Annotated in this window: 25 protein-coding genes; 11 read left to right on the top strand and 14 right to left on the bottom strand. The window is 63.6% G+C overall.

Annotation, left to right across the window (positions count from 1 at the left end):
- Positions 1-343: 343 nt before the first annotated feature.
- The 4 genes from ppdK to C7451_RS02525 form a co-directional block, all read right to left on the bottom strand.
- Positions 344-3,007 carry a pyruvate, phosphate dikinase gene (gene ppdK, locus C7451_RS02540; RefSeq protein ID WP_110297370.1) on the bottom strand — a complete coding sequence of 888 codons (2,664 nt, stop codon included), beginning with the start codon at positions 3,005-3,007 and terminating at the stop codon, positions 344-346.
- A gap of 42 nt (positions 3,008-3,049) precedes the next feature.
- Positions 3,050-5,470, bottom strand: coding sequence for a glycine--tRNA ligase subunit beta (gene glyS / locus C7451_RS02535; protein ID WP_110297369.1), 2,421 nt, complete (start codon positions 5,468-5,470; stop codon positions 3,050-3,052).
- 151 nt (positions 5,471-5,621) lie between these two features.
- Positions 5,622-6,461, bottom strand: a complete 840-nt coding sequence (locus C7451_RS02530; protein ID WP_110297368.1) for a glycine--tRNA ligase subunit alpha — start codon at positions 6,459-6,461, stop codon at positions 5,622-5,624.
- 257 nt (positions 6,462-6,718) lie between these two features.
- Positions 6,719-8,827: a molybdopterin oxidoreductase family protein gene (locus C7451_RS02525; RefSeq protein WP_110297367.1), complete on the bottom strand. Its 2,109-nt coding sequence runs from the start codon at positions 8,825-8,827 to the stop codon at positions 6,719-6,721.
- Positions 8,828-9,027: 200 nt separating this feature from the next.
- Between C7451_RS02525 and C7451_RS02520 the strand changes: the two genes are divergently transcribed.
- Genes C7451_RS02520 through C7451_RS02505 form a run of 4 tightly spaced genes read left to right on the top strand, consistent with a single transcriptional unit; the run spans position 9,028 to position 10,892 of the window.
- Positions 9,028-9,213 (top strand): hypothetical protein, encoded by a 186-nt coding sequence (locus C7451_RS02520; RefSeq protein ID WP_110297366.1) that lies wholly within the window; start codon positions 9,028-9,030, stop codon positions 9,211-9,213.
- A gap of 48 nt (positions 9,214-9,261) precedes the next feature.
- Positions 9,262-9,474, top strand: a complete 213-nt coding sequence (locus C7451_RS02515; RefSeq protein ID WP_110297445.1) for a helix-turn-helix transcriptional regulator — start codon at positions 9,262-9,264, stop codon at positions 9,472-9,474.
- Positions 9,443-9,886: a hypothetical protein gene (locus C7451_RS02510; protein ID WP_146215271.1), complete on the top strand. Its 444-nt coding sequence runs from the start codon at positions 9,443-9,445 to the stop codon at positions 9,884-9,886. The genes C7451_RS02515 and C7451_RS02510 overlap by 32 nt, the downstream gene beginning before the upstream one ends.
- Positions 9,887-9,926: 40 nt before the next feature.
- On the top strand, positions 9,927-10,892 hold the full coding sequence (locus C7451_RS02505; RefSeq protein WP_110297364.1) for a TraB/GumN family protein: 966 nt from the start codon (positions 9,927-9,929) through the stop codon (positions 10,890-10,892).
- A gap of 61 nt (positions 10,893-10,953) precedes the next feature.
- On the opposite strand, the gene C7451_RS02500 is transcribed toward C7451_RS02505, so the two are convergent.
- Positions 10,954-12,078, bottom strand: a complete 1,125-nt coding sequence (locus tag C7451_RS02500) for an epoxide hydrolase family protein (RefSeq protein ID WP_110297363.1) — start codon at positions 12,076-12,078, stop codon at positions 10,954-10,956.
- Positions 12,079-12,133: 55 nt separating this feature from the next.
- Complete coding sequence (phhA, locus tag C7451_RS02495) at positions 12,134-13,078, bottom strand: phenylalanine 4-monooxygenase (RefSeq protein ID WP_110297362.1); 945 nt, start codon at positions 13,076-13,078, stop codon at positions 12,134-12,136.
- Between the two features lie 135 nt (positions 13,079-13,213).
- Here phhA and C7451_RS02490 point away from each other — a divergent pair, with 135 nt between their 5' ends.
- Positions 13,214-13,675 (top strand): Lrp/AsnC family transcriptional regulator, encoded by a 462-nt coding sequence (locus C7451_RS02490; RefSeq protein WP_196490324.1) that lies wholly within the window; start codon positions 13,214-13,216, stop codon positions 13,673-13,675.
- 108 nt (positions 13,676-13,783) lie between these two features.
- On the opposite strand, the gene C7451_RS02485 is transcribed toward C7451_RS02490, so the two are convergent.
- From C7451_RS02485 to C7451_RS02470, 4 genes are all read right to left on the bottom strand, one after another.
- Positions 13,784-14,032 carry a hypothetical protein gene (locus C7451_RS02485; RefSeq protein WP_146215270.1) on the bottom strand — a complete coding sequence of 83 codons (249 nt, stop codon included), beginning with the start codon at positions 14,030-14,032 and terminating at the stop codon, positions 13,784-13,786.
- A gap of 597 nt (positions 14,033-14,629) precedes the next feature.
- Complete coding sequence (locus tag C7451_RS02480) at positions 14,630-15,688, bottom strand: tetratricopeptide repeat-containing glycosyltransferase family 2 protein (protein WP_244181499.1); 1,059 nt, start codon at positions 15,686-15,688, stop codon at positions 14,630-14,632.
- 147 nt (positions 15,689-15,835) lie between these two features.
- On the bottom strand, positions 15,836-17,233 hold the full coding sequence (rimO, locus tag C7451_RS02475) for a 30S ribosomal protein S12 methylthiotransferase RimO (protein ID WP_110297359.1): 1,398 nt from the start codon (positions 17,231-17,233) through the stop codon (positions 15,836-15,838).
- A 160-nt stretch (positions 17,234-17,393) separates the two neighbouring features.
- Positions 17,394-18,071, bottom strand: a complete 678-nt coding sequence (locus C7451_RS02470; protein WP_110297358.1) for an aquaporin — start codon at positions 18,069-18,071, stop codon at positions 17,394-17,396.
- 128 nt (positions 18,072-18,199) lie between these two features.
- Here C7451_RS02470 and C7451_RS02465 point away from each other — a divergent pair, with 128 nt between their 5' ends.
- The gene (locus tag C7451_RS02465; RefSeq protein WP_110297357.1) at positions 18,200-18,946 is read left to right on the top strand and encodes a CHAP domain-containing protein; all 747 of its coding nucleotides are present in this window, start codon (positions 18,200-18,202) and stop codon (positions 18,944-18,946) included.
- A 22-nt stretch (positions 18,947-18,968) separates the two neighbouring features.
- Here the strand turns inward: C7451_RS02465 and C7451_RS02460 are convergent, their stop codons facing one another.
- Positions 18,969-19,286: a DUF3297 family protein gene (locus C7451_RS02460; RefSeq protein ID WP_110297444.1), complete on the bottom strand. Its 318-nt coding sequence runs from the start codon at positions 19,284-19,286 to the stop codon at positions 18,969-18,971.
- A 45-nt stretch (positions 19,287-19,331) separates the two neighbouring features.
- The gene (locus C7451_RS02455) at positions 19,332-20,168 is read right to left on the bottom strand and encodes a S1 family peptidase (RefSeq protein ID WP_110297356.1); all 837 of its coding nucleotides are present in this window, start codon (positions 20,166-20,168) and stop codon (positions 19,332-19,334) included.
- A 314-nt stretch (positions 20,169-20,482) separates the two neighbouring features.
- On the opposite strand from C7451_RS02455, the gene C7451_RS02450 reads away from it, so the two are divergent.
- A complete protein-coding gene (locus C7451_RS02450; protein WP_110297355.1) occupies positions 20,483-21,328 on the top strand; it encodes an outer membrane protein in 846 nt (281 codons plus the stop codon).
- Between the two features lie 54 nt (positions 21,329-21,382).
- Here C7451_RS02450 and C7451_RS02445 read toward each other — a convergent pair whose 3' ends face one another.
- The gene (locus C7451_RS02445; RefSeq protein WP_110297443.1) at positions 21,383-21,805 is read right to left on the bottom strand and encodes a DUF350 domain-containing protein; all 423 of its coding nucleotides are present in this window, start codon (positions 21,803-21,805) and stop codon (positions 21,383-21,385) included.
- A 74-nt stretch (positions 21,806-21,879) separates the two neighbouring features.
- On the opposite strand from C7451_RS02445, the gene C7451_RS02440 reads away from it, so the two are divergent.
- Positions 21,880-22,746, top strand: coding sequence for an ATP-grasp domain-containing protein (locus tag C7451_RS02440; protein ID WP_110297354.1), 867 nt, complete (start codon positions 21,880-21,882; stop codon positions 22,744-22,746).
- Positions 22,747-22,770: 24 nt separating this feature from the next.
- Positions 22,771-23,640 carry a tetratricopeptide repeat protein gene (locus tag C7451_RS02435; RefSeq protein ID WP_110297353.1) on the top strand — a complete coding sequence of 290 codons (870 nt, stop codon included), beginning with the start codon at positions 22,771-22,773 and terminating at the stop codon, positions 23,638-23,640.
- A gap of 177 nt (positions 23,641-23,817) precedes the next feature.
- Here the strand turns inward: C7451_RS02435 and C7451_RS02430 are convergent, their stop codons facing one another.
- A complete protein-coding gene (locus tag C7451_RS02430) occupies positions 23,818-24,567 on the bottom strand; it encodes an SIMPL domain-containing protein (RefSeq protein ID WP_110297352.1) in 750 nt (249 codons plus the stop codon).
- Between the two features lie 132 nt (positions 24,568-24,699).
- On the opposite strand from C7451_RS02430, the gene C7451_RS02425 reads away from it, so the two are divergent.
- Both C7451_RS02425 and C7451_RS02420 read left to right on the top strand, forming a co-directional pair.
- Positions 24,700-25,119, top strand: a complete 420-nt coding sequence (locus tag C7451_RS02425; protein ID WP_110297351.1) for a VOC family protein — start codon at positions 24,700-24,702, stop codon at positions 25,117-25,119.
- Between the two features lie 61 nt (positions 25,120-25,180).
- Positions 25,181-25,639 (top strand): hypothetical protein, encoded by a 459-nt coding sequence (locus C7451_RS02420; protein WP_110297350.1) that lies wholly within the window; start codon positions 25,181-25,183, stop codon positions 25,637-25,639.
- Positions 25,640-25,646: the final 7 nt, after the last annotated feature.

Here is a 25,646-nt window from a genome sequence, read left to right as displayed (position 1 = left end):
GTGGGCTGGTATCAGCAGCGTGCGCTAGCCGGTTCCCTGCGCAGGCAGGGGCCCATCACCTGCCCGCGCGTGCGGCGCAACAGCTGCAGATCCGGCAACCGTCGGGAGATGGCCCCCTGCCTGCACAGGGGAATGGCAGTATGCGCCCACCGTCGCCCCTCCCCCTTGATGGGGGAGGCAGCGAGACTTGGCCGCTTGCGGCCTAGTCGCAGCAGTGGGGGTGATGGTGCGTCTCGGCGCGGCCGCGCGCAGGAAAACCAACTGCGCAATCCGGGGCGATCACCCCCACCCTACCCTCCCCCATCAAGGGGGAGGGCTTCAAGGGAAGCGGGAGAGCGCTCGCTCAGCCCTTTTTCAGCGCCGCCTGCGCTGCTGCCAGCCGCGCGATCGGCACCCGATAGGGCGAAGCGCTCACATAATCGAGCCCGGCCTGCTCGCAGAACGCGATACTCGCCGGGTCGCCGCCATGCTCGCCGCAAATGCCGAGCTTGATGCCATCACGGGTCTTGCGGCCCTTTTCCACCGCGATCTCGATCAGCTGACCGACGCCTTCGACATCGAGGCTGACGAACGGATCACGCGCGAAAATGCCCTTGTCGACATATTGCGTGAGGAACCGCCCCGCATCGTCGCGGCTAACGCCGAGCGTCGTCTGCGTGAGGTCGTTGGTGCCGAAGCTGAAGAACTCGCCAACCTCGGCGATTTCATCGGCCATCAGCGCCGCGCGCGGCAGTTCGATCATCGTGCCGACCAGATATTCGATGCGGCGACCCTTTTCGGCGAACACCAGTTCGGCAGCCGTATCGACGACCTTCTTCATCAGCTCGAGCTCGCGCTTGGTCGCGACCAGCGGGATCATCACTTCGGGGATCGGGGCCGCGCCGCTCTTTTCGGCGACATCGCATGCCGCCTCGAAGATCGCGCGCGCCTGCATCTCGTAGATTTCGGGATAGGTCACGCCGAGACGACAGCCGCGATGGCCGAGCATCGGGTTGAACTCGTGCAGTTCGTTGGCGCGGCGCTTCAGCACCTCAACGCCGACACCAGCGGCCTCGGCGACTTCGGCAAACTCGCTCTCGCTATGCGGCAGGAATTCGTGCAGCGGCGGGTCAAGCAGGCGGATGGTCACGGGCAAGCCCGCCATCACCTCGAAGATGCTGTGGAAGTCGCCGCGCTGTTCGGGCAGCAGCTTTTCGAGCGCCGCGCGGCGGCCAGCCTCGTCCTCGGCGAGGATCATCTGGCGCACCGAGGTGATGCGGCTCGCCTCGAAGAACATGTGCTCGGTGCGGCACAGACCGATGCCCTCCGCGCCGAAATCGCGCGCGACGCGGCAATCCTCGGGCGTCTCAGCATTGGTGCGCACCTTGAGGCGGCGGACCTTGTCGGCCCAGCCCATCAGCACGCCGAAATCGCCGACGAGCTCGGGCTGCACGGTGGGCACCTCGCCCAGCATCACCTCGCCCGAGGTGCCGTCGATGGTGATCGTGTCGCCCTCGCGCAGCTCGCGCTTGCCGATGCGCAGAACGCGCTCCTTGTTGTCGATCGACAGGCTGCCCGCGCCCGAGACGCAGGGCCGGCCCATGCCACGCGCCACCACCGCCGCGTGGCTGGTCATGCCGCCGCGCGCGGTCAGGATGCCCCTGGCGGCGTGCATGCCGTGAATGTCCTCGGGGCTGGTCTCGATGCGCACCAGGATGACCGCATCGCCCATCTCGTTGCGGCGCTCTGCCGTATCCGCGTCGAACACGATGATGCCGCTCGCCGCACCCGGCGAGGCCGGAAGCCCCTTGGTCAGCACGTCGCGCGTGGCCGACGGATCGAGCGAGGGGTGGAGAAGCTGGTCGAGCGCCATCGGATCGACACGCGCGATCGCCTCTTCCTCGGTGATCAGGCCTTCGCTCGCCATTTCGACCGCGATGCGCAGCGCCGCCTTGGCGGTGCGCTTGCCCGATCGGGTCTGCAGCATCCACAGCTTGCCGCGTTCGACGGTGAACTCGATGTCCTGCATGTCGCGATAATGCGTTTCGAGAATGTCGAACACGCGCGCCAGCTCGGCATAGGTCTCCGGCATCGCCTCTTCCATGCTCAGCGGCTTGGCGTTCGCTTCCTCGCGCGCGGCCTTGGTCAGGTATTGCGGCGTGCGGATGCCCGCCACCACGTCCTCGCCCTGCGCGTTGATCAGGAACTCGCCATAATAGACATTCTCGCCGGTCGCGGGGTTGCGCGTGAACGCAACGCCGGTGGCCGAAGTGTCGCCCATATTGCCGAACACCATCGCCTGCACGTTGACCGCGGTGCCCCATTCGGCGGGAATGTCGTTCAGGCGGCGATAGACCTTGGCGCGTTCCGACTGCCATGAGCCGAACACGGCGCTGATCGCGCCCCAGAGCTGGTCATGCACATCCTGCGGGAAGGGCTTGCCCCACTGGTCCTCAACCAGCGTTTTGTATTCGCCGACCAGCGCCTTCCAGTGCTTCGCCTCCATCTCGGTATCGCTGAAGAAGCCATTGTCTTCCTTCATGATTTCCAAGGCTTCCTCGAACGCATCATGGTCGAGGCCCAGCACCACGTCCGAATACATCTGGACGAAGCGGCGGTAGCTGTCCCACGCGAACCGCTCGTCGCCCGAGACCTGGGCGAGGCCCTGAACGGTCGCATCGTTGAGGCCGAGGTTGAGCACCGTGTCCATCATGCCGGGCATGGAAACGCGCGCGCCCGAGCGGACCGAGACGAGCAGCGGATCGGCGGCATCGCCGAACTTCTTGCCGGTCACGCCCTCGATATGCGCGAGGCCATCGGCGACTTCGGCCTTCAAGCTGTCGGGAAAGACCTCGCCATCCTGATAATAGCGGGTGCACATTTCAGTGCTGATGGTGAAGCCCGGAGGCACCGGCAGGCCGATCGACGCCATGCCATCAAGGTTCGCGCCCTTGCCGCCCAGCAGGTTCTTGTTGCCAGCACCGCCATCATTGGCGCCGCCACCGAACCGGTACACATATTTGGTCATCAGCTTCAGCCTGTCTGTGTTTGAAGGGGTTGTCGGTCGAGATTATCCCTCGATCTTCGAAAAATCGGCGACCCGGTGAACCGCAGCGCGGAACCGCGCGAGCAGATTGAGCCGCGCTTCGCGCTTGGCGGGATCGGCATCGTTGACGGTGACGCTCTCGAAAAACGCATCGATCGGTGCGCGCAGCTCTGCAAGCGCGGCCATCGCGCCTTCGAAATCCTCCGCCGCGATAGCATCGTCCGCCGCCGCTTCGGCCTTATCGAGAGCGTCGATCAGCGCGATTTCGGCGGGTTCGTGCTGCAAAGCCCTCTCCCCTTCAGGGGGGAGGGTTGGGAGGGGGGCCTGCGCAGAGGTCGGCGACTGCCCCTCTCCCTCCGCCGCTTCGCGGCTCCTCCCTCTCCCCTGAAGGGGAGAGGGCGCTTCTTCCTTCTTGAGGATGTTCGCCGCACGCTTGTACCCGGCAAGCAGGTTCGTCCCCTCGCCCGTTTCGACAAAGCCCTGCAACGCCTTCACCCGCGCGAGGAGGCGAACGAGATCGTCCTCGCCCCCGAGCGCGAACACCGCGTCGATGAGGTCGTGACGGACGCCGGCCTCGCGCTGCTGGACCTTGAGGCGGTCGGCGAAGAAGTCGAGAATTGCGGTAACCGCAGGCCTGACCCTTCCGACAATCATGGCTGATTTAGCCTCATCAGAAAGATTATTGCTGATGAATGCGGCCCGCGCTTCGGCCAGATCAGCGTCAGTAAATTCCAAACCGGCAGCTTCCTTTGCTGCTCGATAAGCTTTCACCAAGTCTGCACCAGCCGCCCCAATTCGCTTGCCGTAAAATGCAATTGCAAGCGTCAAAGCGGTCTGCAAATGCAGTCGCAAACCATTGGCTGATATAGTCGTCCATACCCCAAGCGCGGCACGTCGAAGGGCAAAAGGATCACGCGATCCTGTGGGCGGCATCTCTTCAAAAAAGAACCCAGCAATCGTATCCAGCTTATCCGCCAGACTTACCGCCACCGTCACCGGCGCATTCGGCACGTCATCGCCCTGCCCGACCGGCTTGTAATGGTCGCGGATGGCGGCGGCGACCTGGGTATCGAGACCTTCCTTGACCGCGTAATAACCGCCCATAAGCCCCTGAAGTTCGGGGAATTCTCCGACCATCTCGGTGACGAGATCGGCCTTGCACAGGCGGGCAGCCTGTTCGGCGAGATTTGCCAACTCGGCCCTCTCCCCTTCAGAGGGGAGGGTTGGGAGGGGGGACTGCGCAGAGGTGGGCGACTGCCCCTCTCCTTCCGCCGCTTCGCGGCTCCCTCCTCTCCCCTGAAGGGGCGAGGGCTTTATGATCCCCTCTTCGCACAGCCAGCGGGCGAGCTTGGCGACGCGCTCGACCTTGTCGGCCACCGTGCCCAGCTTTTCGTGGAAGACGATGGCCTTCAGCTTCTCGGCATGCTGTTCCAGCGTCTTCTTCTGGTCAAGTTCCCAGAAGAATCGCGCATCGGAGAGCCGCGCCGCCAGCACCTTCTCGTTGCCCGCGACGATCGCCTGGCCGCCGTCATGCGCGGCGATGTTGGCGGTGCAGACGAAAGCCGGGGCGAGCGCGCCGCGCGCATCCTGCACCACGAAATATTTCTGGTTCACCCGGGCGGTTAGCTGGATGACCTCAGGCGGAACCTCAAGAAACGCCGGGTCGAAACGGCCGAGCAGCGGCACCGGCCATTCGGTGAGTCCGGCATTCTCGACCACCAGCCCCTCGTCCTCGATCAGCGCGAAGCCCGCGTCCGCCGCAGCCTTGGCCGCGCCGTCGCGGATGATCTTCGCACGCTCCTCATGATCGACGATCACATAAGCCGCGCGCAGCACATCGGCATAATCCTCGACACCCGACACGGTGACCGCGCCCTGGTGGTGGAAGCGGTGGCCGACAGTCGTGTTGCCCGCAACCAGGCCGTCGACCTCGCACGGCACGACATAGCCGCCCAAGAGCGCGATGATGCCCTGGAGCGGACGCACCCAGCGCAGCGATTCCGTGGTCTGGCTCGCCGCACCCCAGCGCATCGACTTGGGCCAGGGAAAGGCGCGGACGATCGCGGGGATGGCTTCGGACAGCACATCGGCAGTCGCGCGGCCCGGCTTGTCGATCACCGCGAACAGCGTCGCGCGGCCCTTGACGTCACGGGTTTCGAGCGCGTCGCGGGTCAGCCCCGCCTTGCGCAAAAAGCCTTCGACCGCAGCATCGGGCGCGTCGGCGGGGGGACCCTTGAGCTCCTCGGATACCGCTTGCGTCGTCTCGGGCAGCCCGCGCGCGATCAATGCGAGGCGGCGCGGGGTGGACCAGGTCTGCAGGCTCTCCGCCTTCAGCCCCGCAGCGGCGAGCTGATCGGCGAACAGCTTTTCCAGGTCGGCACGGGCTTTCGCCTGCATCCGCGCGGGGATTTCCTCGGAGAGGAGTTCGAGCAGGAAGTCGGTCATGCCGCGCGCTCCTGGCCCATTTCGCAAACCCCGTCATGCTGAACTTGTTTCAGCATCCATCGACCGTCCTGAAGCCGACAGGGCGAAGGCGCTGGGTGCCCGATGGACCCTGAAACAAGTTCAGGGTGACGGTGGTTGGAGGTTCGCACCATCACGCCGCCCACCCATTCTTCTCCATCCACGCCTGGCAGCTGCCCTTCGCGAGGTCGCGCACGCGGCCCATATAGGCCTGGCGCTCGGCGACCGAAATCACGCCGCGCGCCTGGAGCAGGTTGAAGACATGGCTCGCCTGGATCGCCTGCTCATAGGCCGGGATCGGCAGCTTGGCGTCGAGACAGTTCTCGCACTCGGCAACGGCCTTCTTGAACGCATCGAACAGGCTTTCGGTGTTCGCATGCTCGAAATTCCACGCGCTCATCTGGCGTTCGTTCTCGAGGAACACATCGCCATAGGTGACGCCCCGGCCATTAAAATCGAGATCGTACACGCTGTCCTTGCCCTGGATGTACATTGCGAGCCGCTCAAGCCCATAGGTCAGCTCGCCCGCCACCGGCTTGCAATCAAAGCCGCCCATCTGCTGGAAATAGGTGAACTGCGTCACCTCCATGCCGTCGCACCAGACCTCCCAGCCCAGGCCCCAGGCGCCCAGCGTCGGGCTTTCCCAGTCGTCCTCGACAAAGCGGATGTCGTGCAGCAGCGGATCGACGCCGATCGCGGTCAGGCTGTCGAGATAGAGCTGCTGGATGTCGCCCGGCGAGGGCTTGAGGATCACCTGATACTGGTAATAATGCTGCAGCCGGTTGGGATTTTCACCATAGCGACCATCGGTCGGGCGGCGGCAGGGCTGGACGAACGCGGCGTTCCACGGATCGGGGCCCAGCGCGCGCAACGTCGTCGCGGTGTGGAAGGTGCCCGCGCCCATCGGCATGTCATAGGGCTGCAGGATCAGGCAGCCATGGCTGCTCCAGAACCGGTGCAGGGTCAGGATCATGTCCTGAAAGGAAAGGCTTTGCTCGCTCAAACGTCCGGCCTTCGCAGTTGCAAAAATATGCGCCGCGCTTTGGCGGATGGAGGGGCGCGGGTCAAGGGACTGGTGATTCAGGCTTGGTGTCAGGGGGTTTAGTTGAGCTTTGCCAACCCAATGGTCGTCATTCCCGCGAACGTGGGAATCCCGCTTATGCGCTCAGGTCTGAAGGAAGCGGGACCTCCGCTTTCGCGGGTTTGACGATAACGGTTAGGGAATAAAAACTATTCCGCCGCGACCGCCTGCTCCACTCGCTCCAGCATCACCGGGGTGCCATTCAGTACGGCATTGCCCGAGATCGGGTCCATCGCCGCCGGATCGGTGAGATCGTTGAGCGACACGCCCGGACGCCTCGCCGCGACCGAGAGCCGCGTCCCCGGCTTGTCCTGGCCGAAGCCGTGCGGGATCGAGATGACGCCCCGCATCACATCCTCGCTGACCTCGGCGGCGAGCTGGACCGATCCCACGCGGCTGGTCACGCGCACCTGATCGCCCGTCGCGATGCCGTGCGCTGCCGCATCGTCGGGATGGATCATCGCGGTGCAACGGTCCGGCCCCTTGGCGAGGCGCGGGCTGTTGTGGAGCCAGCTGTTGTTGTTGCGAACATGCCGCCGCCCGATCAGCAGCAACTGGTCAGCGGGCATGGCTTCGAGATGAACGCGCCATTGCTCCAGCGCCTCGAGACAGAGCGGCGGCGCGCAGGCGATGCGCTTGTCGGGCGTCTGCAACCGCTCGGGCAGACGCTCCACATGCGGCCCGAAATCCACGCCATTGGGGTTGGCCTCCAGTTCCTCCAGCGTCACCTTGTAATCCGAACGCGCGAGCATCGAGGCGAGCACTGCGCGCGGCGGCACGATATTGGGCACCGCCTCGCCCTTCGCCGCCAGGATCGCACGCGCCAGTTCCGCCACGATTTCCCAATCGGCCTTCGCCCCCTCCTCCATCGGCAGCGTCGGCGCGGAATAATCGGCATAGTTGCGGATGGCGATCGGGCCCAGCAACAGCGGATAATGATCCTTTTCGAGCGGCCCGCACGGCGGTAAAATGTAATGCGCGTGCGCGCTGGTCGCGGTGACGTACATGTCGATCGACACCATCAGCTCGAGCTGCGGCAGCGCCTCGCCCCAGGCTCCGGGGGCGGACAGCGCCGGGTTGCCCGAGATGACGACCAGAGCCTTAATCTGCCCCTCCCCGGGAGTGGCTATCTCCTCTGGCAGCAGCGCGGACGGAAACTCGCTGATCACCTCGGGCCGGTTTCCGATGCGCGAGCGGAACCGGTCATAGGTGCCCGGCCCCGCGCCCGCGACCAGATCGATCACCGGCGAGGAGAACATCACCCCGCCCTCGCGATCAAGATTGCCGGTGGCGATGTTCAGGAGTTGGATGAGCCAGAGGTTGAGCGTGCCTGCCTCGGTGACGGAAACGCCCATCCTGCCGTAAACGATAGCCGGATCACCGCTGCCGAGCTTCGCCGCGAGGTCGCGGATCACGCTTTCGTCGATGCCGCAATGCGCGGCGAGCGGCGCAACCTCGAAGCCGCGAATCGCCTGCCAGGCCGCGTCCCAGCCCTCGTCCAGCATCGGCTCCAGCCGTCCCGGCGCGACCAGACCCGCCTCGTCGAGCGCCTTCAACAGCGCAAGCAGCAGCGCGGTATCGGTGCCTGGGCGGACGAAATAGTGCGCGTCGGCGATCTTCGCGGTCTCGGTGCGGCGCGGGTCGACCACGACCACCTGCCCTCCCCGCGCCTGCACCGCCTTCAGCCGCTTCTTCACATCGGGCACGGTCCACACGCTGCCGTTGCTGGCGAGCGGATTGCCGCCGATGATCAGCATGAACTGCGTGCGGTCGATATCGGGGATCGGGAACAGCGCATTGTGCCCGTACATCCACATCTGGACGAGCTGGTGCGGGATCTGGTCGAGCGTCGAGGCCGAATAAAGGGTGCGCACACCCAGCGCCTTGCGCAGCACCCCGGTCTGCGTGCCGGTGGCGTAGTTGTGCGCATTGGGGTTGCCCATGTAGAGCGCCGGCTGGCCGCCGCCCTCCGTGACCTCGGCCATGCGCGCGCCGATTTCGGCAAACGCGGTGTCCCAGTCGATTTCCTCCCAGCCGCTTTCGGTGCGCTTGACCGGGCGGCGCAGGCGGTCGGGATCATCCTGCAGATCGGCGAGCGCGGTCGCCTTGGGGCAGATATGGCCCCTCGACAGCACATGATCGGGATTGCCCTTGATCGAGACGACCTTGCGCCCCTGGACCTCGATCAGCACGCCGCAGTTCGCTTCGCACAAATGGCAGGTGCGCGCGTGGATGGTGGTGGCCGATTCGTCCGCCATGCTGTCTCTCCCCTGATGTCTTTGAGTGAGAGGGTATCAGCGCGCCCGGCTGGTGACCAGCCACCGAAAACCGCGCCATTCCGTAGCGGATGTCATGCGACACTGGCACTAAGTCAGGGTCACTTGACATGGTCAGCGAATCACGACATAAAGTCAGGGTAAGCTGACATTTGGTCAGCGAGCAATGACAGGATGCACCGATGGAAAAGCCAGACCCGCCGCTGCTGACGATCGCCACCCGCCGCGCTTACGGCTGGGCAGCAGGACTTGTGCTGCTCACCTGCGCCGTCTGCGCATGGATCAGCCTCCAGGGATCAGACGCAAGATCTGCGCCTTCGTCTGGAACCTCCGCGCGCATCATGCCGATCCATCTGGTTCTCGCATGACCGCGCCGGTATCTGCAGGTGCACAAGGATGACTCACGGATGGAAGACATGAAGAACCGTCTGAAGGTGCTGCGCGCCGAACGCGACTGGAGCCAGGCCGAACTCGGCGCGAGGCTCGACGTCTCGCGCCAGGCGGTCAACGCGATCGAGACCGGGAAATACGATCCGTCGCTGCCACTGGCCTTTCGGATCGCGCGGCTGTTTGACATGCATATCGAGGAGATATTCGATGATGAATTCACCGGAGGCCAGCATGGTTGAGAGCGACTGGCAGGCACGCGCCAAGCAGCGCCAAAAACGGATCAACATAGTCGTCGGCGCACTATTCTGCGTGGGTATGGTATCCGGCTTTCTCATCGGCTTTTTCGAGGACGAAAATGTGGGCCACCTTACCGCTCACAGCATCCCTCCCTGGCTGGCGGTGCTCAGCGCTTTCGTGTTTGTCATTTCCTCAATTTATGGTTCGTGGAAGCTGATGCAGGTCTCCGACGAGCTGGAGCGTGTGATCCACACCAAGACCATGGTTGTCGCAGGCAATATCATGCTGATCGGCTATCCGACCTGGTTCACCCTGTGGTTGGGCGGAATCGTGCCTGAGCCCGATGCGCTCTGGCTGTTTCTAGCAGGCCTCATCAGCAACGTGCTCGCTTATGTCTGGTACAAGTTCCGTTAACGCCTCGCCCCCCAAAGTCCCCAGTGAAGAGGATGACCTCATGACAAAATTGTTCAAGACCCTGCGCAGCGGCGCTGCCACGCTGGCCGTCGCGGCCATCGTCACCATCGGCTTTGCCGGCGAACCGCTGCTGGCGCAGCAGCCGACGACGCTGGCCGAAGCGCTTGGCCCCGCCCCAGCCCCGGCCAAGAAGGACGTCAACCCGGCGATGTGGGTGGTGCGCGATTCCGACACCACAATCTATCTGTTCGGCACCGTCCACGTGCTCCGGCCGGGCCTCAACTGGCTCAAGGGCGATATCAAGACCGCCTTCGACGCCTCGGACGAACTGATCCTGGAAGTGCAGGAGCCGTCGGACCCGACCGCGATGCAGGCCACCGTCAACAGGCTCGCCACCAACCCGCAAGGGATCACGCTGCGCAGCCTGCTGACCCCGCCTGTGCTGACCAAGTACGAGAAGACTTTGGGCACGCTCAACATTCCCCCGGTGGCGCTCGATCAGTTTGAGCCCTGGTATGCCAGCGTCACGCTCACCACGCTGCCGCTGATGATGCAGGGCTATGACCTCAACAGCGGGGCCGAGAAGGTGCTGATGACCGCTGCCAAGGCACAGAACAAATCGATCGGACAGCTCGAAACAGTCGAGCAGCAGCTCGGCATCTTCGACGGCCTCAGCACCAAGGAGCAGGTCGCGTTCCTCGACGTGACGCTGGATGGCGTGCCGGAAATCACGACGCAGATCGATGCGTTGGTCGATGCCTGGGGCAAGGGCGACCTCGTTACACTCGACAAGCTGATGAACGAGGGCATGGAGAGCTATCCCGGCCTGTACGACGCGCTGCTGACCGATCGCAATGCCAATTGGGTCGAATGGATCAAGGCGCGGATGAACAGGCCGGGCACGGTGTTCATGGCCGTCGGCGCGGCGCATCTGGTCGGCAAGGACAGTGTACAGGCGCAACTTGGTGCCCAGGACATCCAGAGCGTTCAGGTCACCAAACACTGATCTCGCCAGATCAGGACATGGGAAGCCCCGTCAGCGCAACCGTGCTGGCGGGGTTTCTCGTTCAGAGGCTGGCGTTTCGGAAGCAGGCGCGCACTTCCTCGACGAAGATATCGGGCACTTCGAGCGCCGCAAAATGCCCGCCTCTTTCCACCTCGTTCCAGTAGATGAGATTGCTGAAGCGCTTCTCCGCCCAGCGGCGCGAGGTCTGGAACAGCTCCTTGGGAAAGATCGTGCCGCCCGTCGGAAGGCTGATCGGATCAAAGCCCATAGCGTTGAAGCTGTGCCAGTAGAGCCGCGCCGACGAGGCCGCCGAATTGGTCAGCCAGTAGAGCGTGATCGTGTCGAGCAGCGCATCGCGGCTGAAGCCGGAGAAATCGTCGTCGCAGTCTGACCAGTTGCGGAATTTTTCGAGGATCCAGGCCATCTGCCCGACAGCAGAATCGGCGAGCGCATAGCCGATGGTCTGCGGCCGCGTCTTCTGGATCGATGAATAGCCGCTTTCCTTTTCCTGATAATATTGCATCCGCGCCGCAGCACGCTTTTCCAGGTCGCTCAGGTTGCCCAGGGTCGCAGGATCAGGCAGCGCCAGCACCATGTTCGAATGGACAGCGGCGCACGCGCCCAGATTCTGCCGCGCGATTTCCAGCGTCACGCCCGATCCCCAGTCACCGCCCTGCGCGAAATAGCGGTCATAGCCGAGCGCGAGCATCAGGTCATTCCAAGCGGCGGCGATCTTCGTGATCGACCAGCCCGTCTCGGTAGGCTTGCCCGAAAAGCCGAAGCCGGGCAGCGAGGGGATGACGAGATGGAACGCATCCGCCGGGTCCGCCGGATTGGTCAGCGGCTCGATCACCTCCATGAACTCCAGCACCGATCCGGGCCAGCCATGCGTCAGGATCAGCGGTCGCGCGCCCTCATGGCGCGAACGGATGTGGAGGAAATGGATGTCCACCCCATCGAGTTCGATCAGGAAATTGGGATGGGCGTTGAGCGCCGCCTCGCACGCGCGCCAGTCGTACTGCTTGGCCCAATAGGTCGCGAAATCCTGCACCACGGCGAGCGGAATGCCCTGGTCCCAGTCATCGACCTGTTCCTTCTCGGGCCAGCAGGCGGCACGGATGCGGGCTTGAAGATCGTCGATCGCGGATTGCGGCACATCGATGGTAAAGGGGCGTATCTCGGTCATGGCTTGAAGCTAGACCGGCGCGCTCCCTTCACGCAACTGACAATCGTGTCAGCGGTCAGACGGGGCGCGCGCCCGATCCCTTGCCGCCGCGATTGGCATATTCCTGGGTGCCGAGGTGATAGACCTTGTCGCCGCCCAGCACCGCCTGGTTGGAATAGGTGAAACCCGGCGTCAGGGCGCGATACAGGTCGTCGAAATTGCGTTCGACCGTCTTGCGGTACAGCTCCTCGAAACTGTCGATGACGAAATAGGTCGGCTGCATGTCCGAGATGACATAATCGGTGCGCATCACCCGGTCGACTTCGAGGTGGATGCGGTTGGGCGACTGCGCCTCGACCGAGAATTTCGCCTCCAGCGGGCCGGAGAGGATGCCCGCGCCATAGGCCTTGATGCCATCGGCCTCGCGGATCAGCCCGAACTCGACTGTGTACCAGTAGAGCGCCGACAGCGCCTTGAGCCGGTTATAGGCCAGCGCCTTCCACCCGGCACGGCCATATTCCTGCATGTAATCGGCATAGACCGGATCGGTCAGCATCGGCACATGACCGAACACGTCGTGGAACACGTCCGGCTCGGAGATATAGTGGAATTCCTCGCGCGATCGGATGAAATTGCCCGCCGGGAAGCGCCGGTTGGCGAGGTGATAGAAGAAGACGTGATCGGGGATCAGCATCGGCACCGGGACGACGGACCAGCCGGTGATCGCCTGCAGTTCCTCGCTGAGCGCCCCGAAATCAGGCACGCCACCGCGCCCCAGATCGAGCCGGTCCAGCCCCGCCATGAAGCTGCTCGCCGCGCGGCCCGGCAAAACGTCCATTTGCTGCGCGAACAGATCGTCCCAGATGGCATGTTCTTCCGTGGTGTACTGGCGCTGCTGCGGTTCGAGCCAGTCCTCGCCAAGATGGCCGGGGCGGACGAGCGGGGCGACAAAGGTGTCGGCGGGGACATCCGGAATGACCGAGAAATCCACCGCACCGGGCTTGATGAGCAGGCTTTCCATTGGTGCGTCCCCTGTTGAATGCTGAGCGAGACATATAGCACCGGGGCAGGGAAAAATCCTGTCTTATCATTGCTCGATATCGCCTCGTCTTAGAAGGTCCTTCCCTTGATTGCACAATACAGGTAAATCCTGCCCATGATTGATCTGGACGCAGAAGATATCCGCATCCTGCGCGCATTGCAGGACAACGGGCGCATGACCAATGCCGAGCTCGCCGAAACCGTCGGCATGTCCGCCTCGCCCTGCTGGCGGCGCGTACGCAGGCTGGAAGCGGACGGCGTGATCCGCGGATATGCCGCACGCTTGAGCAGACGCGCGCTGGGCCTCGGCGTACTCGCCTATGTCAGCGTCGAAATCGCCGACCATGGTGAAGCGGTGACCCGCGATTTCGAGGCAGCAGTCGCCGATCTCGACGAGGTCATCGCCTGCCACCAGGTCACCGGCGGCGCAGACTATATCCTCACCGTCGTCAGCCGCGACCTCGACAGCTATGCCGACTTCGCGAACACCAAGCTCCGCCCGATTGCAGGCATCAAGGCGATCAGCACGAGCTTCGTGCTGAAAGAGGCGAAGGCGCAGGGCGGGTTGCCGGTTTGAGGAGAGTGTCCGCGTTTGAAGATTAGCTGTTGCGGTTCTTGTGGCGAGTTATGGGTGAATCGACGAATGGCGGCTATGGGACCAATTCTACAACCTGCCATGACCAGTTCATTGCTTCTTGGCGCTCAGCGTCGAGGCAAAAATCAAGGCAAGGCTCAACGCCATCACGGCAAGTGAAGCAGGCATGGCATATAGCATGACAACTTCGATCTGTTGGCCCGTCCAGCGGGTCGCCACCCAATCGGCCAGCATTTTCCCGCCTTCAAGCAGTCCCTCATGAAGCGAGGCAGCTGCGAAAATCGCGCAAGCACTTGCCAAGCAGGCCAGCGCGATGATGGTTGGGCGTATGCGTAACATCACCAAGGCTCTCCCTGACGACCGTGCTTTCTCACCAAACATAGCGCTTTAGAGAATGACCGCAAAGGGGTCCTTTGCAGAACGGCAGCTTTTTCTAGCGAGCCTCCAAAGCTGCCAATCCCTCCGCTCAGCCTGAGCGCAGTCGAAGGCCCTGCGCCACTGTCGACACATCACACAACGTCACCCTGACCCCTTCGACTACGCTCAGGACAGGCTTGTTTCAGGGTCTATTTTTCCCCAAGCGGCTTCGGCTGCCGAGGCGCGATAGATGCTGAAACGAGTTCAGCATGACAGGGATGGGACGCGCATAGGCACGCGAAGTTGTCCCGTTTTCCGGCGAAAGCCGGAATCCAGGGCGACATGCACTTCGGGTGGGATGGGAAGGGTCTTGGGGCCTTCGAAAGCGTCTTCGCGGCTTCGTGCAAACCTTTTCAGCTGCCGTTTCACGCAAAGGCGCAAAGGGAAGCGTGCGTTGAGGCACGGGCGCGTGTCCTGACTCCTGGTCTCCTGCTTTCGCCGGAGAGCGGGATTGGGGGCTGCCGGTGGCGCGGGATTCGACAGGCGCAGGCGACAACAGTGGCGATCTTCCGATCGCCCTCAGGCTGCGAGGCCGGGCATCTGCGACCGGATCGCTTCCAGATTCATTCTCGCCAGATGGCTGCCTCGACCATGCACGCTGCCTTCGAGCGACGGCTGGTCGCCGATCTCGAGGCACTGTTCCCAGGCGGCAGCAGCGAACGGAATCCATTCGCCCAGCGCATTGGCAGGGTCGGTCATGGCCTTGTCCAGCGCCAGATTGCCAAGGACGAAGAAGAAGTCGGGCGAATGCGCCCAGCGGGTCATGTTCTGGTCGGCAAAGGCAAAGGCCGTATCGAAATCACCCGTCTGTCCCAGACAGTACAGATAGTGCGTGGAAAGACAGTGCAGCCAGTTGGCGCTGCCGGGGGTAGCCTCCAGCGACTGTCGATAATATCGGCACGCGTCGCCGAACTCGCGCCGCACCTCGGCCTCCTTGCCGAGTTGATAGAGGATGTACGGGTCGCCGGGATTGTCCTTGAGGTCCAGCAGCAGCAGCGCGCCGTTGCGATCGCGCTTGGCATTCAGCTGCGCGTCGAGATATCCGTCATGCCCGAGGTGCAATTCCAGCCTGATCCGCGGCAGGTCTGATGCTGCCTGTTCGTGGACCCGGCCTTCATAGCGTACACCGCGAGGCAGAAGACGCGTGATCCAGTGCTGGCCCTCGGCCCTTGCAGCCGCGGCCGGCGCATCCTGGCCAAGTTCGATCATGCTCCGCTGACAGACGACGCCGAGGCGCGCAGGATTCCGGCACCAGGCGCGCAGCAGTTCGCCGCCGGAGAGGATCCACTCGTCTGCATCGATCACCAGGTTCCAGTCCGCATCCGCCAGGTCGAGCGACCGATTGCGCGCCTCCGAGAAGCTGCCGGGCCATTCGATCTCGTGCACGTCGGCGCCGGCTTGCCGGGCTAGCTCTCTGGTGCTGTCGGTCGAGCCGGTGTCGAGAACCAGCATCCTGTCGACCCATGGCCGCACGCTGTCGAGGCAGCGGGTGATGCAGCGTTCCTCGTTGCGGACGATCATCACGGCCGCAAGACCGGGTTGTGCATGTCCGGCTGGCAATGTTCGAGACTTGGGCACGGCACCATCCACGGTCTGGGCAAAATCTGGGAGATTTCAGCCTAGGACGGAATGGTTAACGATATATGGATCGAGCAACGTCACTCCCGATCGCCGTACGGGCGGTGCCCCGGTTGGCAGCAGGTACGGTGTCTCGCCCGGATCGATTCACGCCTGCCCGGCAACCACCCCGTACAGATCATGCTCGTCGGCATCCTCGACGAGTACATCGACGAACGACCCGGGCTCCAGCCCCTGCGGCACGTCACGCAGATACACATGGCCGTCGATCTCGGGCGCATCGGCCTGCGAGCGACCGGTCGCGCCGACTGAGCCGTCTTCCTCGTCGGGTTCGCCCACCTCATCGATGATGACGGGCAGCGTGCGGCCCACCTTTGCGGCGAGCTTGGCGGCACTGATCGCGGCGGTCTTCTGCATCAGGCGCTGGTAGCGCTCTTCCTTGACCTCCTCGGGCACCGGATCGGACAGGCTGTTCGCCGCCGCGCCCTCGACCGGTTCGAAGCGGAAGCCGCCGACGCGGTCGAGCTGCGCCTCGTCGAGCCAGTCGAGCAGATACTGGAAATCAGCTTCCGTCTCGCCGGGAAAGCCGACGACGAACGACGAGCGGATGGTGATGTCGGGTGCAATTCCGCGCCAGGCCTTGATCCGGTCGAGCACCTTGGCCTCGTTCGCCGGGCGCTTCATGCGCTTGAGGACCGACGGCGCAGCGTGCTGGAACGGGATGTCGAGATAGGGGGTGAGCAGCCCTTCGGCCATCAGCGGGATGACCTGGTCGACATGCGGATAGGGATAGACATAATGCAGCCGCACCCAGGGCGCCTTGCCCTTTGCCGTGCGCAATCCGCCCAGCTCGCGGGCCAGATCGGTCATGTGCGCGCGGACCTGCCGGCCCTTCCAGTCGCGCGGTTCGTGCCTTGTATCGACGCCATAAGCCGAAGTATCCTGGCTGATGACGAGCAGTTCGCGCGTGCCGGCCGCGACCAGCTTTTCCGCCTCGCGCAGCACCGCATCGATGCGGCGGCTGACGAGATCGCCGCGCAGGCTGGGGATGATGCAGAACGAGCAGCGATGGTTGCAGCCTTCGGAAATCTTCAGATAGCTGTAATGGCGCGGGGTCAGCTTGATGCCGCCTTCGGGCACCAGATCGATGAACGCACCGCGCGCAGGCGGGGCGGCATCGTGGACGGCCTGCACCACGTCCTCATATTGGTGCGCGCCGGTGACTGCGAGCACATCGGGGAAGCGCGCGCGGATGACATCGGCCTCGTTACCCATGCAGCCGGTGACGATGACCCGGCCATTTTCCGCCATAGCCTCGCCGATCGCCTCGAGGCTCTCTTCCTTGGCGCTGTCGAGGAATCCGCAGGTGTTGACCAGCACGACATCGGCACCGGCATAATCGCCGGACATCTGATAGCCCTCGGCGCGCAGCTTGGTGAGGATGCGTTCGGAATCGACCAGGGCTTTCGGGCAGCCGAGCGAGACCATGCCGACTTTCGGCGGGGCGGGAATAGTGATGGGGCTGGACATGATGGCCGCGCGCATAGGCGTTTTGCACGGCTTTGTCATGAGGGAAGTCGTGGTGTGAGCGTCAGGAGGACAGGCCCGGTGCAACGTCCCTCGACTTCGCTCGGGACAAACGGTGATCAGGAAAGGCCCTGCACCCCTCTTCCGTTTGTCCCGAGCGTAGTCGAGGGACATAGCGCTACGGTTGCGGACTGGGCAGTTCTTCCACAAACAGCCTCCGCCCCACCGCATAGGCCGCAAGCGCGCCTGCAAGCTGCGCCACGATGAACAGCGGCACATCCTGCGGCGCGATCCCGGCAAAGCTGTTCGACAAGGACCGCGCGACCGCAATCGCCGGATTGGCAAAGCTGGTCGAACTGGTGAACCAGTATCCCGCGACGATATACAGCGCGACGGCCGCAGGCACATTGTCCGGACGGTATCGTACCGCGCCCAGAATGGTCAGCAACAGGCCGAAGGTGGCGACGAACTCACCCGTCCAGTTGCCGATCCCCGCGCGCGCCTTGGTGGAAAGCTGCAGGATCGGCAGGTCGAACATCAGATGCGTCACCCAGATGCCGATAATCCCGCCCGCCAGTTGCACGACCACGAAGGCCAGCGCCTCGCGGCTTCCGATCTCCCCGCGCAGCCGCATCACCAAAGTCACAGCCGGATTGAAGTGCGCGCCGGATATGGGCCCAAGGATCGTGATCAGCACGTAGAGGATCGCGCCGGTCGCCAGCGTGTTGCCAAGCAGCGCGATCGCGACATTGCCGCCTGCCAGCGCCTCGGCCATGATCCCTGAGCCCACGACACAGGCGAACAGCAGCCCCGATCCCAGCCCCTCAGCGACCAGCCGCCGCGTGCCTTGTCCCATCTGTTGCCCCCTCGAATCGTCCTCATGCGATGGCGGCACGCTGAAGCGAGCGCAGGTTTGCGACAAGCGGAAACACGCAGGGGTTTGGGTAAACTTTTCGTCAACCATTTTGCCGCAATTTTGCCGCGATGGCTCCTCGCATTGCCCCCTTGCCCGTTCTGGCGATGGCCGCCGCGTTACTGGTCGCGGTTAAGCCTGCAAATGCGCAGGAGCCGCTGCTGCAATGCGTGCCCTATGCACGGCAGGTAAGCGGCATCGAGATCTATGGCGATGCGCACAGCTGGTGGCAGCAGGCGGAAGGGAAATACCAGCGCGGCCAGCGGCCTGCGGTCGGCGCGGTGATGGCGTTCAAGCCCTATCGCTCGATGCAGCTTGGCCATGTCGCGACGGTGGCCAAGGTGCTCGACAAGCGCCGAGTGCTGCTCGATCATGCCAACTGGTCGCCGATCGACGGCCGCAAGGGACAGATCGAGCGCAATGTTCTGGCCGAGGACGTGTCAGCCGCCAATGACTGGAGCGAGGTTCGCGTCTGGTTCACGCCGATCGGCGCGCTGGGCACGACGCGCTATCCGGTGCACGGATTCATCTATCCGCAGGGCCGCGCGCCGAGCCGGTTGCAGACACCCCCCGTGCAGATCGCCTCTGCCGACACCGGACCGGCCAGGCTCAGCCGCGAAGAGCGCAAGGCACAGCGTCAGGCCGAGAAGGAGGCCAAGCGCCGGCTGAAGGAGATCGAAAAGCAGCGCCGCGAATATGCGAAATATCTGAAACAGCAGGACAAGACGGGCAAGGCGACGGCGCAGGCTTCACCCGGGCCGGTACCGCGTCTGGCGGTCGATCCGATCGGCGACCTGATCGCCGCGACCGGAAGCTGATGACCGGCAGCCGATCAGGGCATCAGACCCTGGCGACCGGCGCGTCCTCGCCCAGATCCTTGTACCAGGCCTCGACCGGGCCACTCAGCTTCAGGGTCAGCGGCTGGCCCTTGCGGTCCATGGTCTTGCCGGCCTGAACCCGAATCCAGCCTTCGGAAATGCAATATTCCTCGACATTGTTCTTTTCGACACCCTTGAACCGGATGCCGATGCCCCGGCCCAGCAGATCGGCGTCGAAATGGGGGCTGCGCGGATTGATCGCGAGCCGGTCCGGCGGCACGTCCGCAGCGCCACTCACGGCGGCGGGGGTCTGTTCGGGGCTTTCCGGGGTCTCGGTCATCATGGGGTCCGTTCTGGCAATTGCGTGCCGGGCCTTTAGCCAGCCCTAGCGGACATCGCAATAGACCTGCCGGATGATGCCGCGATCGAGCAGCACCTGGAAGAGTTGCACGGCCAGATCGGGTGTCGAAAGATCTGCAACCTCGCCTCGATCGTCGACCGCCGCGCTGGCGACGACCAGTCGCAGGATTGCCATGGGGTCGGTGGTCAGTACCCTGCCCCGGCGCGGCGTCGATGCCGCATTGACCCCCACCACGCGGCCCTGTTCGTCAAAAGTCGGTCCGCCGCTGATCCCGCCGAGAGGCCCATCGAAATCGGGCAGGCGATCGCCCTCTGCCCAAGCGAGGATCGGTTCGCTCTGTCCGCCCGGCCCGCCGCGCGTCGCATAGGCCGCGCCCAGGAAGCGCGACACGACCACCGAAGGATTTCCGGCCGGAAAGCCCATATGATAGCCCAGACTGCCTTCTTCCGGCAGTTCTTCGGTCAGTGCCAGCGCAAAATCCGGCAACGGTCCCGATCGGATCACCGAGACATCGGCCTCGCGGCTTTCGAACACGTCGGAAATCGCGTCGATGCCATCGCTCGCGACCAGCCCGATCCGGTCGCAGCCATTCGTGACATGCTCCGCAGTCAGCCAGGTCCCATCGCGATCGACGGCAAAGGCCGTTCCCTGGCTATCCTGTTGTGGTCCCAGATCGGCGATCACGAAACCCTCGCCGATGTCGGGCATGGGCCGGCGGGGACTGCGCGGATCGAACTGCTCGACACTCAGCGGAGTGTCCGCCCATTCTCCGCGATCTCCCCCGAACCAGACGAGCAGCAGAATCCCGCCCAGCACCCAGGGCAGGCATCCTGCGCGATTGGAACTGCGGCGTTTGCTCATCGCTCTACCGGAACAAGGGAACCCAGATCGGACTTGTGCATAATTGCGACGCTAGCCCCGCTGCCAGCAGAATCAAGCGGTGCCGGACCCATTTCGGCAATATGAGAAAAGATCGAGCTGCACAGTCCAACTCCACCATGTTGATGAACACTCGACGAATTTCTCATTAATTCCTGGTTCATGTTAAGCATAGCTGGCGGTAATCATGTGACAAAAACACAACATACAAGCTGCAAAGCGGTAGACTGTGGAACTCGATCGCCATCTGTAGGTTTGGCATCCGTCTGAATACAAAAACGCAAGGACGCGAAAATATGAAAACCCCCATCAAATTCTCCGCACTGTCGGCCATCGCGGTTGCAATGCTGGCGACCCCGGCCTTTGCCCAGACGGCCAAGGAAGATACCGATTTCGACGGCGTCTATGTCGGTGGCCATTTCGGCTATTCCGCCCAGTCCAGCCCGCGCGATGAAGGCGTCAATTTCGACACAAACGGCGACGGCGATTATAGCGATGGCGTGTTCACGACCTCTGGCGCCAATGCCTTCAACCCCGGCTTCTGCCGCGGTTCGGCACGCACCGCTATTGCCGGCGATGGCTGCCGTCAGGACCAGAATGACATCGAATACGGCATCCGTATCGGCGCCGACAAGCGCTACGGCAATTTCGTGATCGGTGCGCTCGTCGAAGGCAGCCGGTCGGAAGCCAAGGATTCGGTGACCGCATTCAGCTCGACCCCCGCCAACTACGTGTTCACCCGCGAACTGGATTATGCCATCTCGGCGCGCGCCCGCGCAGGCTATACCCCGGGCGGCGGCATCCTGTTCTACGGCACCGGCGGCGCTAGCTATGGCCGCATCGACAACAGCTTCCGCACCACCAATGGCGCCAATGCCTTCACGCCGCGCAACGGCAAGGACTGGTCGTGGGGTTGGCAGGCCGGTGGCGGCGTCGAAGCCAAGATCGCCAACAACATGACGATCGGCCTCGAATATCTCTACAACACCTATACCAATGACGATTATGTCGTGAACGTGGGTCCGGGCACCGCGCCTGCGACCAATCCGTTCCTGCTGCGCGCCGGCGAGACCGATATGCGTCGCAGCGATCCGAATTTCGAGTTCCATTCGATCCGCGTGACCACTGCGTTCCGCTTCTGATCGACCGATCTCGAAAGCCGATGGCGGGGCCGCGCAAGCGGTTCCGCCATTCGCTTATCCGGCAACCGCGGCCGCGTTGAGGGCGGCGAGCGCAACCTTGGTCATCGCCAGAAAGATTGCTGCTGCGAGCTGATCTTCCTCGATCCGCTTCGACAGGTTGCCGATTGCCAGATCGACCGCGCGAAAGGCGATCAGCTGCAGGATCAGGGTCACGCTCCCCCAGATGAGGACATCCCATACATTGACCGAGGCAGCGAGGCAGAAGGCAAGCGGGACAGCCAGTCCAAGGCCTGCTCCACCCAGCGACACTGCCGCCGAGACGTTGCCATTGCGGATCAACGCGAATTCCTTGTGCGGCGTGATCCACATGTACAGGGCCAGCGCGAGCGCCCAGGCGACAGTCGCGGTGCCGAGATGCAGCATGAAGACGGGCAGCCCGGCAAACAGGCTCTGGATTACGGGCGCAGGATCGGTCATGGCCGGACTGTTGACCGCAAAGGGCAGAGCGATCAAGCCCGAACCGCTCCCCTTCTCAAAGCCGGACCTGTTCCATGCGCATCTGCATCCTTATTCCCGACAAGGCCGATCTCAAGCGCTATGATGATTGGCAGGACCAGGCGGTCCTGATCGAGCCTCTGCTTGCCGCGCATGACCTGTCGGCAGAATGGCGCGCCTGGACGGACGTCGCGCCGATATCGGCCGATCTGGCACTGCCGCTGATGGCATGGGGCTACCACCGCGACCTGCAGCGCTGGTACGATCAGCTTGATCGCTGGGACGGAACGCGCTTTCTCAACCCACTGCCGGTGCTGCGCTGGAATACCGACAAGCGCTATCTGCTTGCGCTGCAGGACAAGGGCGTAGCGATCGTTCCGACGATCCTGAGCGATGCGCTGGACGAGGCGGCACTGGCTGAAGCGCGTTCCGCCTTCGCTGCTCGGGATCTGGTCATCAAACCGCCGGTTTCAGCAGCGTCGGATCACACCTGGCTGCTGCGAGATGGCGTCACCTGCCCCATTGCGGCTCTCGGCAAAACCATGCTGGTGCAGCCGATGATGCCTGCCATTGCCAGCGAGGGCGAATATTCGCTGTTCTGGCTGGCCGGAGAGTTTGCCCACGCCATTCTCAAGCGTCCCGCCAGCGGCGATTTCCGGGTGCAGGGCCAGTTTGGCGGGCAGTCGCAGGCGGTCGATCCTCCAGCGGCAGCGCGCGCTCTGGCGCTGGCGACCTTGCAGGCGATCGACGCGGAACTGCTCTACGCCCGCATAGACATGGTCGGCGATGGCCGGGGCGGCTATGCGCTGATGGAGATAGAGCTGATCGAGCCGTGGCTATCATTGGATCGCACGGCCGATGGAGGCAGGGCCTTTGCTGCTGCCATAGCCGCTGCGGCGCGCCAGCCAGCCAGCGCCGGTTAAGGTCGCGCAGGTCAAGGAGCCGCCATGACCCTGTTCACCGCCACGCTGCTGCTTGCACTCAGCCAGATCGGCCCCGCCGATGCCAACGCCCCGGTTGTGCCATCACAGCCAGCCTCACAACCCGCCGAGGACCCACGCCCCAGCCCTTCCCTGCGCGGCTTCACGTCGCCGGTGGCCGACGAAGCGAGGTTCGATGCCTGCATGGATATGGCAACCGACGATCCTGCAAGCGGCATCGTTGCAGCCAATGAGTGGCTGATCGCCGGCGGCGGCTATTTCGCGCGCCATTGCCTGGGCTTTGCCTATGCCAAGGAAGGCCGCTGGGCCGCCGCAGCCGATGCCTTTGTCGATGCAGCGCGCGATGCCGAGCTAGCGAGAGACAAGCGCGCCACGAATCTGTGGACCCAGGCCGGAAATGCAGTGCTCGCCACTGGCGATGCGGACAAGGCACTGACCTATTTCGATGCCGCAATGGCCCAGGGAGTGGCACAAGGTCTTTTGCTGGGAGAGCTGCATCTCGACCGGGCCCGCGCGCTCGTAGTTGCAGGCAAGACCGATGCGGCGGAAATCGCGCTGGCCGAGGCGCACAAGCTGGCGCCGGAAGATCCGCTGGCCTGGTTGCTGTCGGCCACGCTCGCGCGGCGCCTGGGCAAGCTCGATCGCGCGCAGGCGGATATCGACATCGCCGCCCGGCTGGCCCCGCGTGATCCCGAAGTGGCGCTGGAGGCGGGCAACATTGCCGCCAGCGCCGGGAAACATGATGTTGCCCGGCGCAACTGGACACAGGCTGTCGAAATCCGCCCGGAAGGACCGATCGCAAAAACGGCGCGTGCCCATCTGAGCGAGCTGGACAAGGCAGAGGCGGAGAGCGCCGTGCCCCCAGCAAAGCCGTAATCCGTGAAAAAAAAATCCTCCCCCAGAGGGGGGAGGGGGACCGCGATGCGCAGCATCGTGGTGGAGGGGAAGCGATTAGGCATTGTGGTTCAAGCAGGGCGCTATCCCGCTCCCCCTCCACCATTCGCTTCGCTCACGGTCCCCCTCCCCGTTCCGGGGAGGATTTTGTATGCCCCATCAATCCAGGTAGAAGTCCACGGTCGTCACCACGCGGACCTTCTTGTACGGCGTGTCACTGACGCCCCAGCTGCCGCCGCTGTCGCCATCGCGCGATTCCACCGAGAAATAGCCCTGGGTCGCGCTCTTGATGCCGCCGACATCGGTGCCACTGTCCTTGGCGAACTGTTCGGCGGATGCGCGCGCGTCCTTGGTCGCCTCGGCCACCATCCTGGGCTTGATGTCGTTGAGCTTGGTAAAGCTGTAAGCCATGCCCGATCCTTCTTCGAGCACGACACCGCGCCGGATCAGATCGAACTGGCGTTTCACTGCCGCCTGCGCCTTCCTGATGTCGTTGGTCCGCAGCGACATGCGCTGGCGGATGGTGTACGTGGTCGATCCGTAATTGTTGTTGAACTGTGACACGTTCGCGCCCGTCGGCTGCAGCGCATCGCCATCAAAGCCCAGTTCGGTGAAGAAGCCACGCAGCGCCTTTGTATCGGCATCGATATCGGCCTGAGCGGTCGCAAGGTCGTCGGCCTGGGCCGAATAGGCTATCGTCCAGGTGGCAAGATCCGCCGTCACGTCCTTTTCCGCCAGACCGCGCACCGTCACCGATCGGTCAGCCTGCTTGGCGCGCAGCAGACCGTCGCCAAGCAGATAGCCGCCCGCCACCATGCCGATCGCCAATATCGCGGCACTGGCGAGAAACACATTGTCGCGCACCCAGCCGCGCCTGCCCGATCCGTCCGATCCCCCACCATCAACCATGTCCGAAAGTCCTTCCAATGCCTTGCGCGCCGCCTATATCTGCGGGGAACATACACCCCCGACGACACGCCTGATCGACTAACCGAGCTGCGATGAACCGTGTCTTAACTGCGATGAATTGAGGCCAGTATAATGACCAAATATCTCCACACGATGATCCGCGTCACCGATCCCGATGCGACGATCAAATTTTTCGAACTGATCGGCCTCAAGGAAACGCGCCGCTTCTCGAGCGAACAGGGGCGCTTCACGCTGATCTTTCTCGCAGCGCCCGGCCAGGAAGGCGTTGCCGAGGTCGAACTCACGCACAACTGGGACCCGGAGGAATACAGCGGCGGCCGCAATTTCGGGCATCTCGCCTATCGGGTGGAGAATATCTACGAAACCTGCCAGCGGCTGATGGACGCAGGCGTGACGATCAACCGCCCGCCCCGCGACGGCCATATGGCCTTCGTCCGCAGCCCAGACGGCATTTCGGTCGAGCTGTTGCAGGAAGGGCATCTGGAGCCCGCCGAACCCTGGGTGTCGATGCCCAATACCGGCACCTGGTAAGCCGCTGGCGAGGTGCGAAGGGCTGGGTTATACTGGCTGCCTCAGGGGGCCGAACAATAGGATGACGACCATGCGCAACATGCCCCTCATGCTCAGCCTCGCCGCGCTCGCCTGCGCGACCCCACTGATCGCATCGGACAGCCGTGATACAGAAATCCGCGCGCGGACAACCGATGCTATCGCCAAACTCGATGAGCGCGGCCAGAAGCTCGCGAAAATCTATCTCAAAGACCGGGTGGCGGGCGATCCGGTTGACTGCATTCCAAACATCCGCCTGCGCCGCTCCACCGCGGCGAGCGATGATGTGCTGCTCTACGACGATGGCTCGGTAGTGTACGTCAACACGCCGTATCTGGGCTGCCCCCGCGCCCGCGACAACACGATGATCTCGCAGACCCCGGTCGGCCGCCTGTGCGCGGGCGATATCGTGCTGGTGCAGGATATGCGCATTGGCGTACCACTGGGTAGTTGCGCGCTCAGCCAGTTTGTTCCCTATCGCAAGGTGAAGACAGGGGAATAGCGGTTCC

Origin of the sequence: Blastomonas natatoria (assembly GCF_003201955.1) — a bacterium.
Classification (GTDB): domain Bacteria; phylum Pseudomonadota; class Alphaproteobacteria; order Sphingomonadales; family Sphingomonadaceae; genus Blastomonas; species Blastomonas natatoria.
The sequence above is the reverse complement of the archived record's forward strand: the minus strand, read 5'-3'. Positions and strand labels throughout refer to the sequence as shown.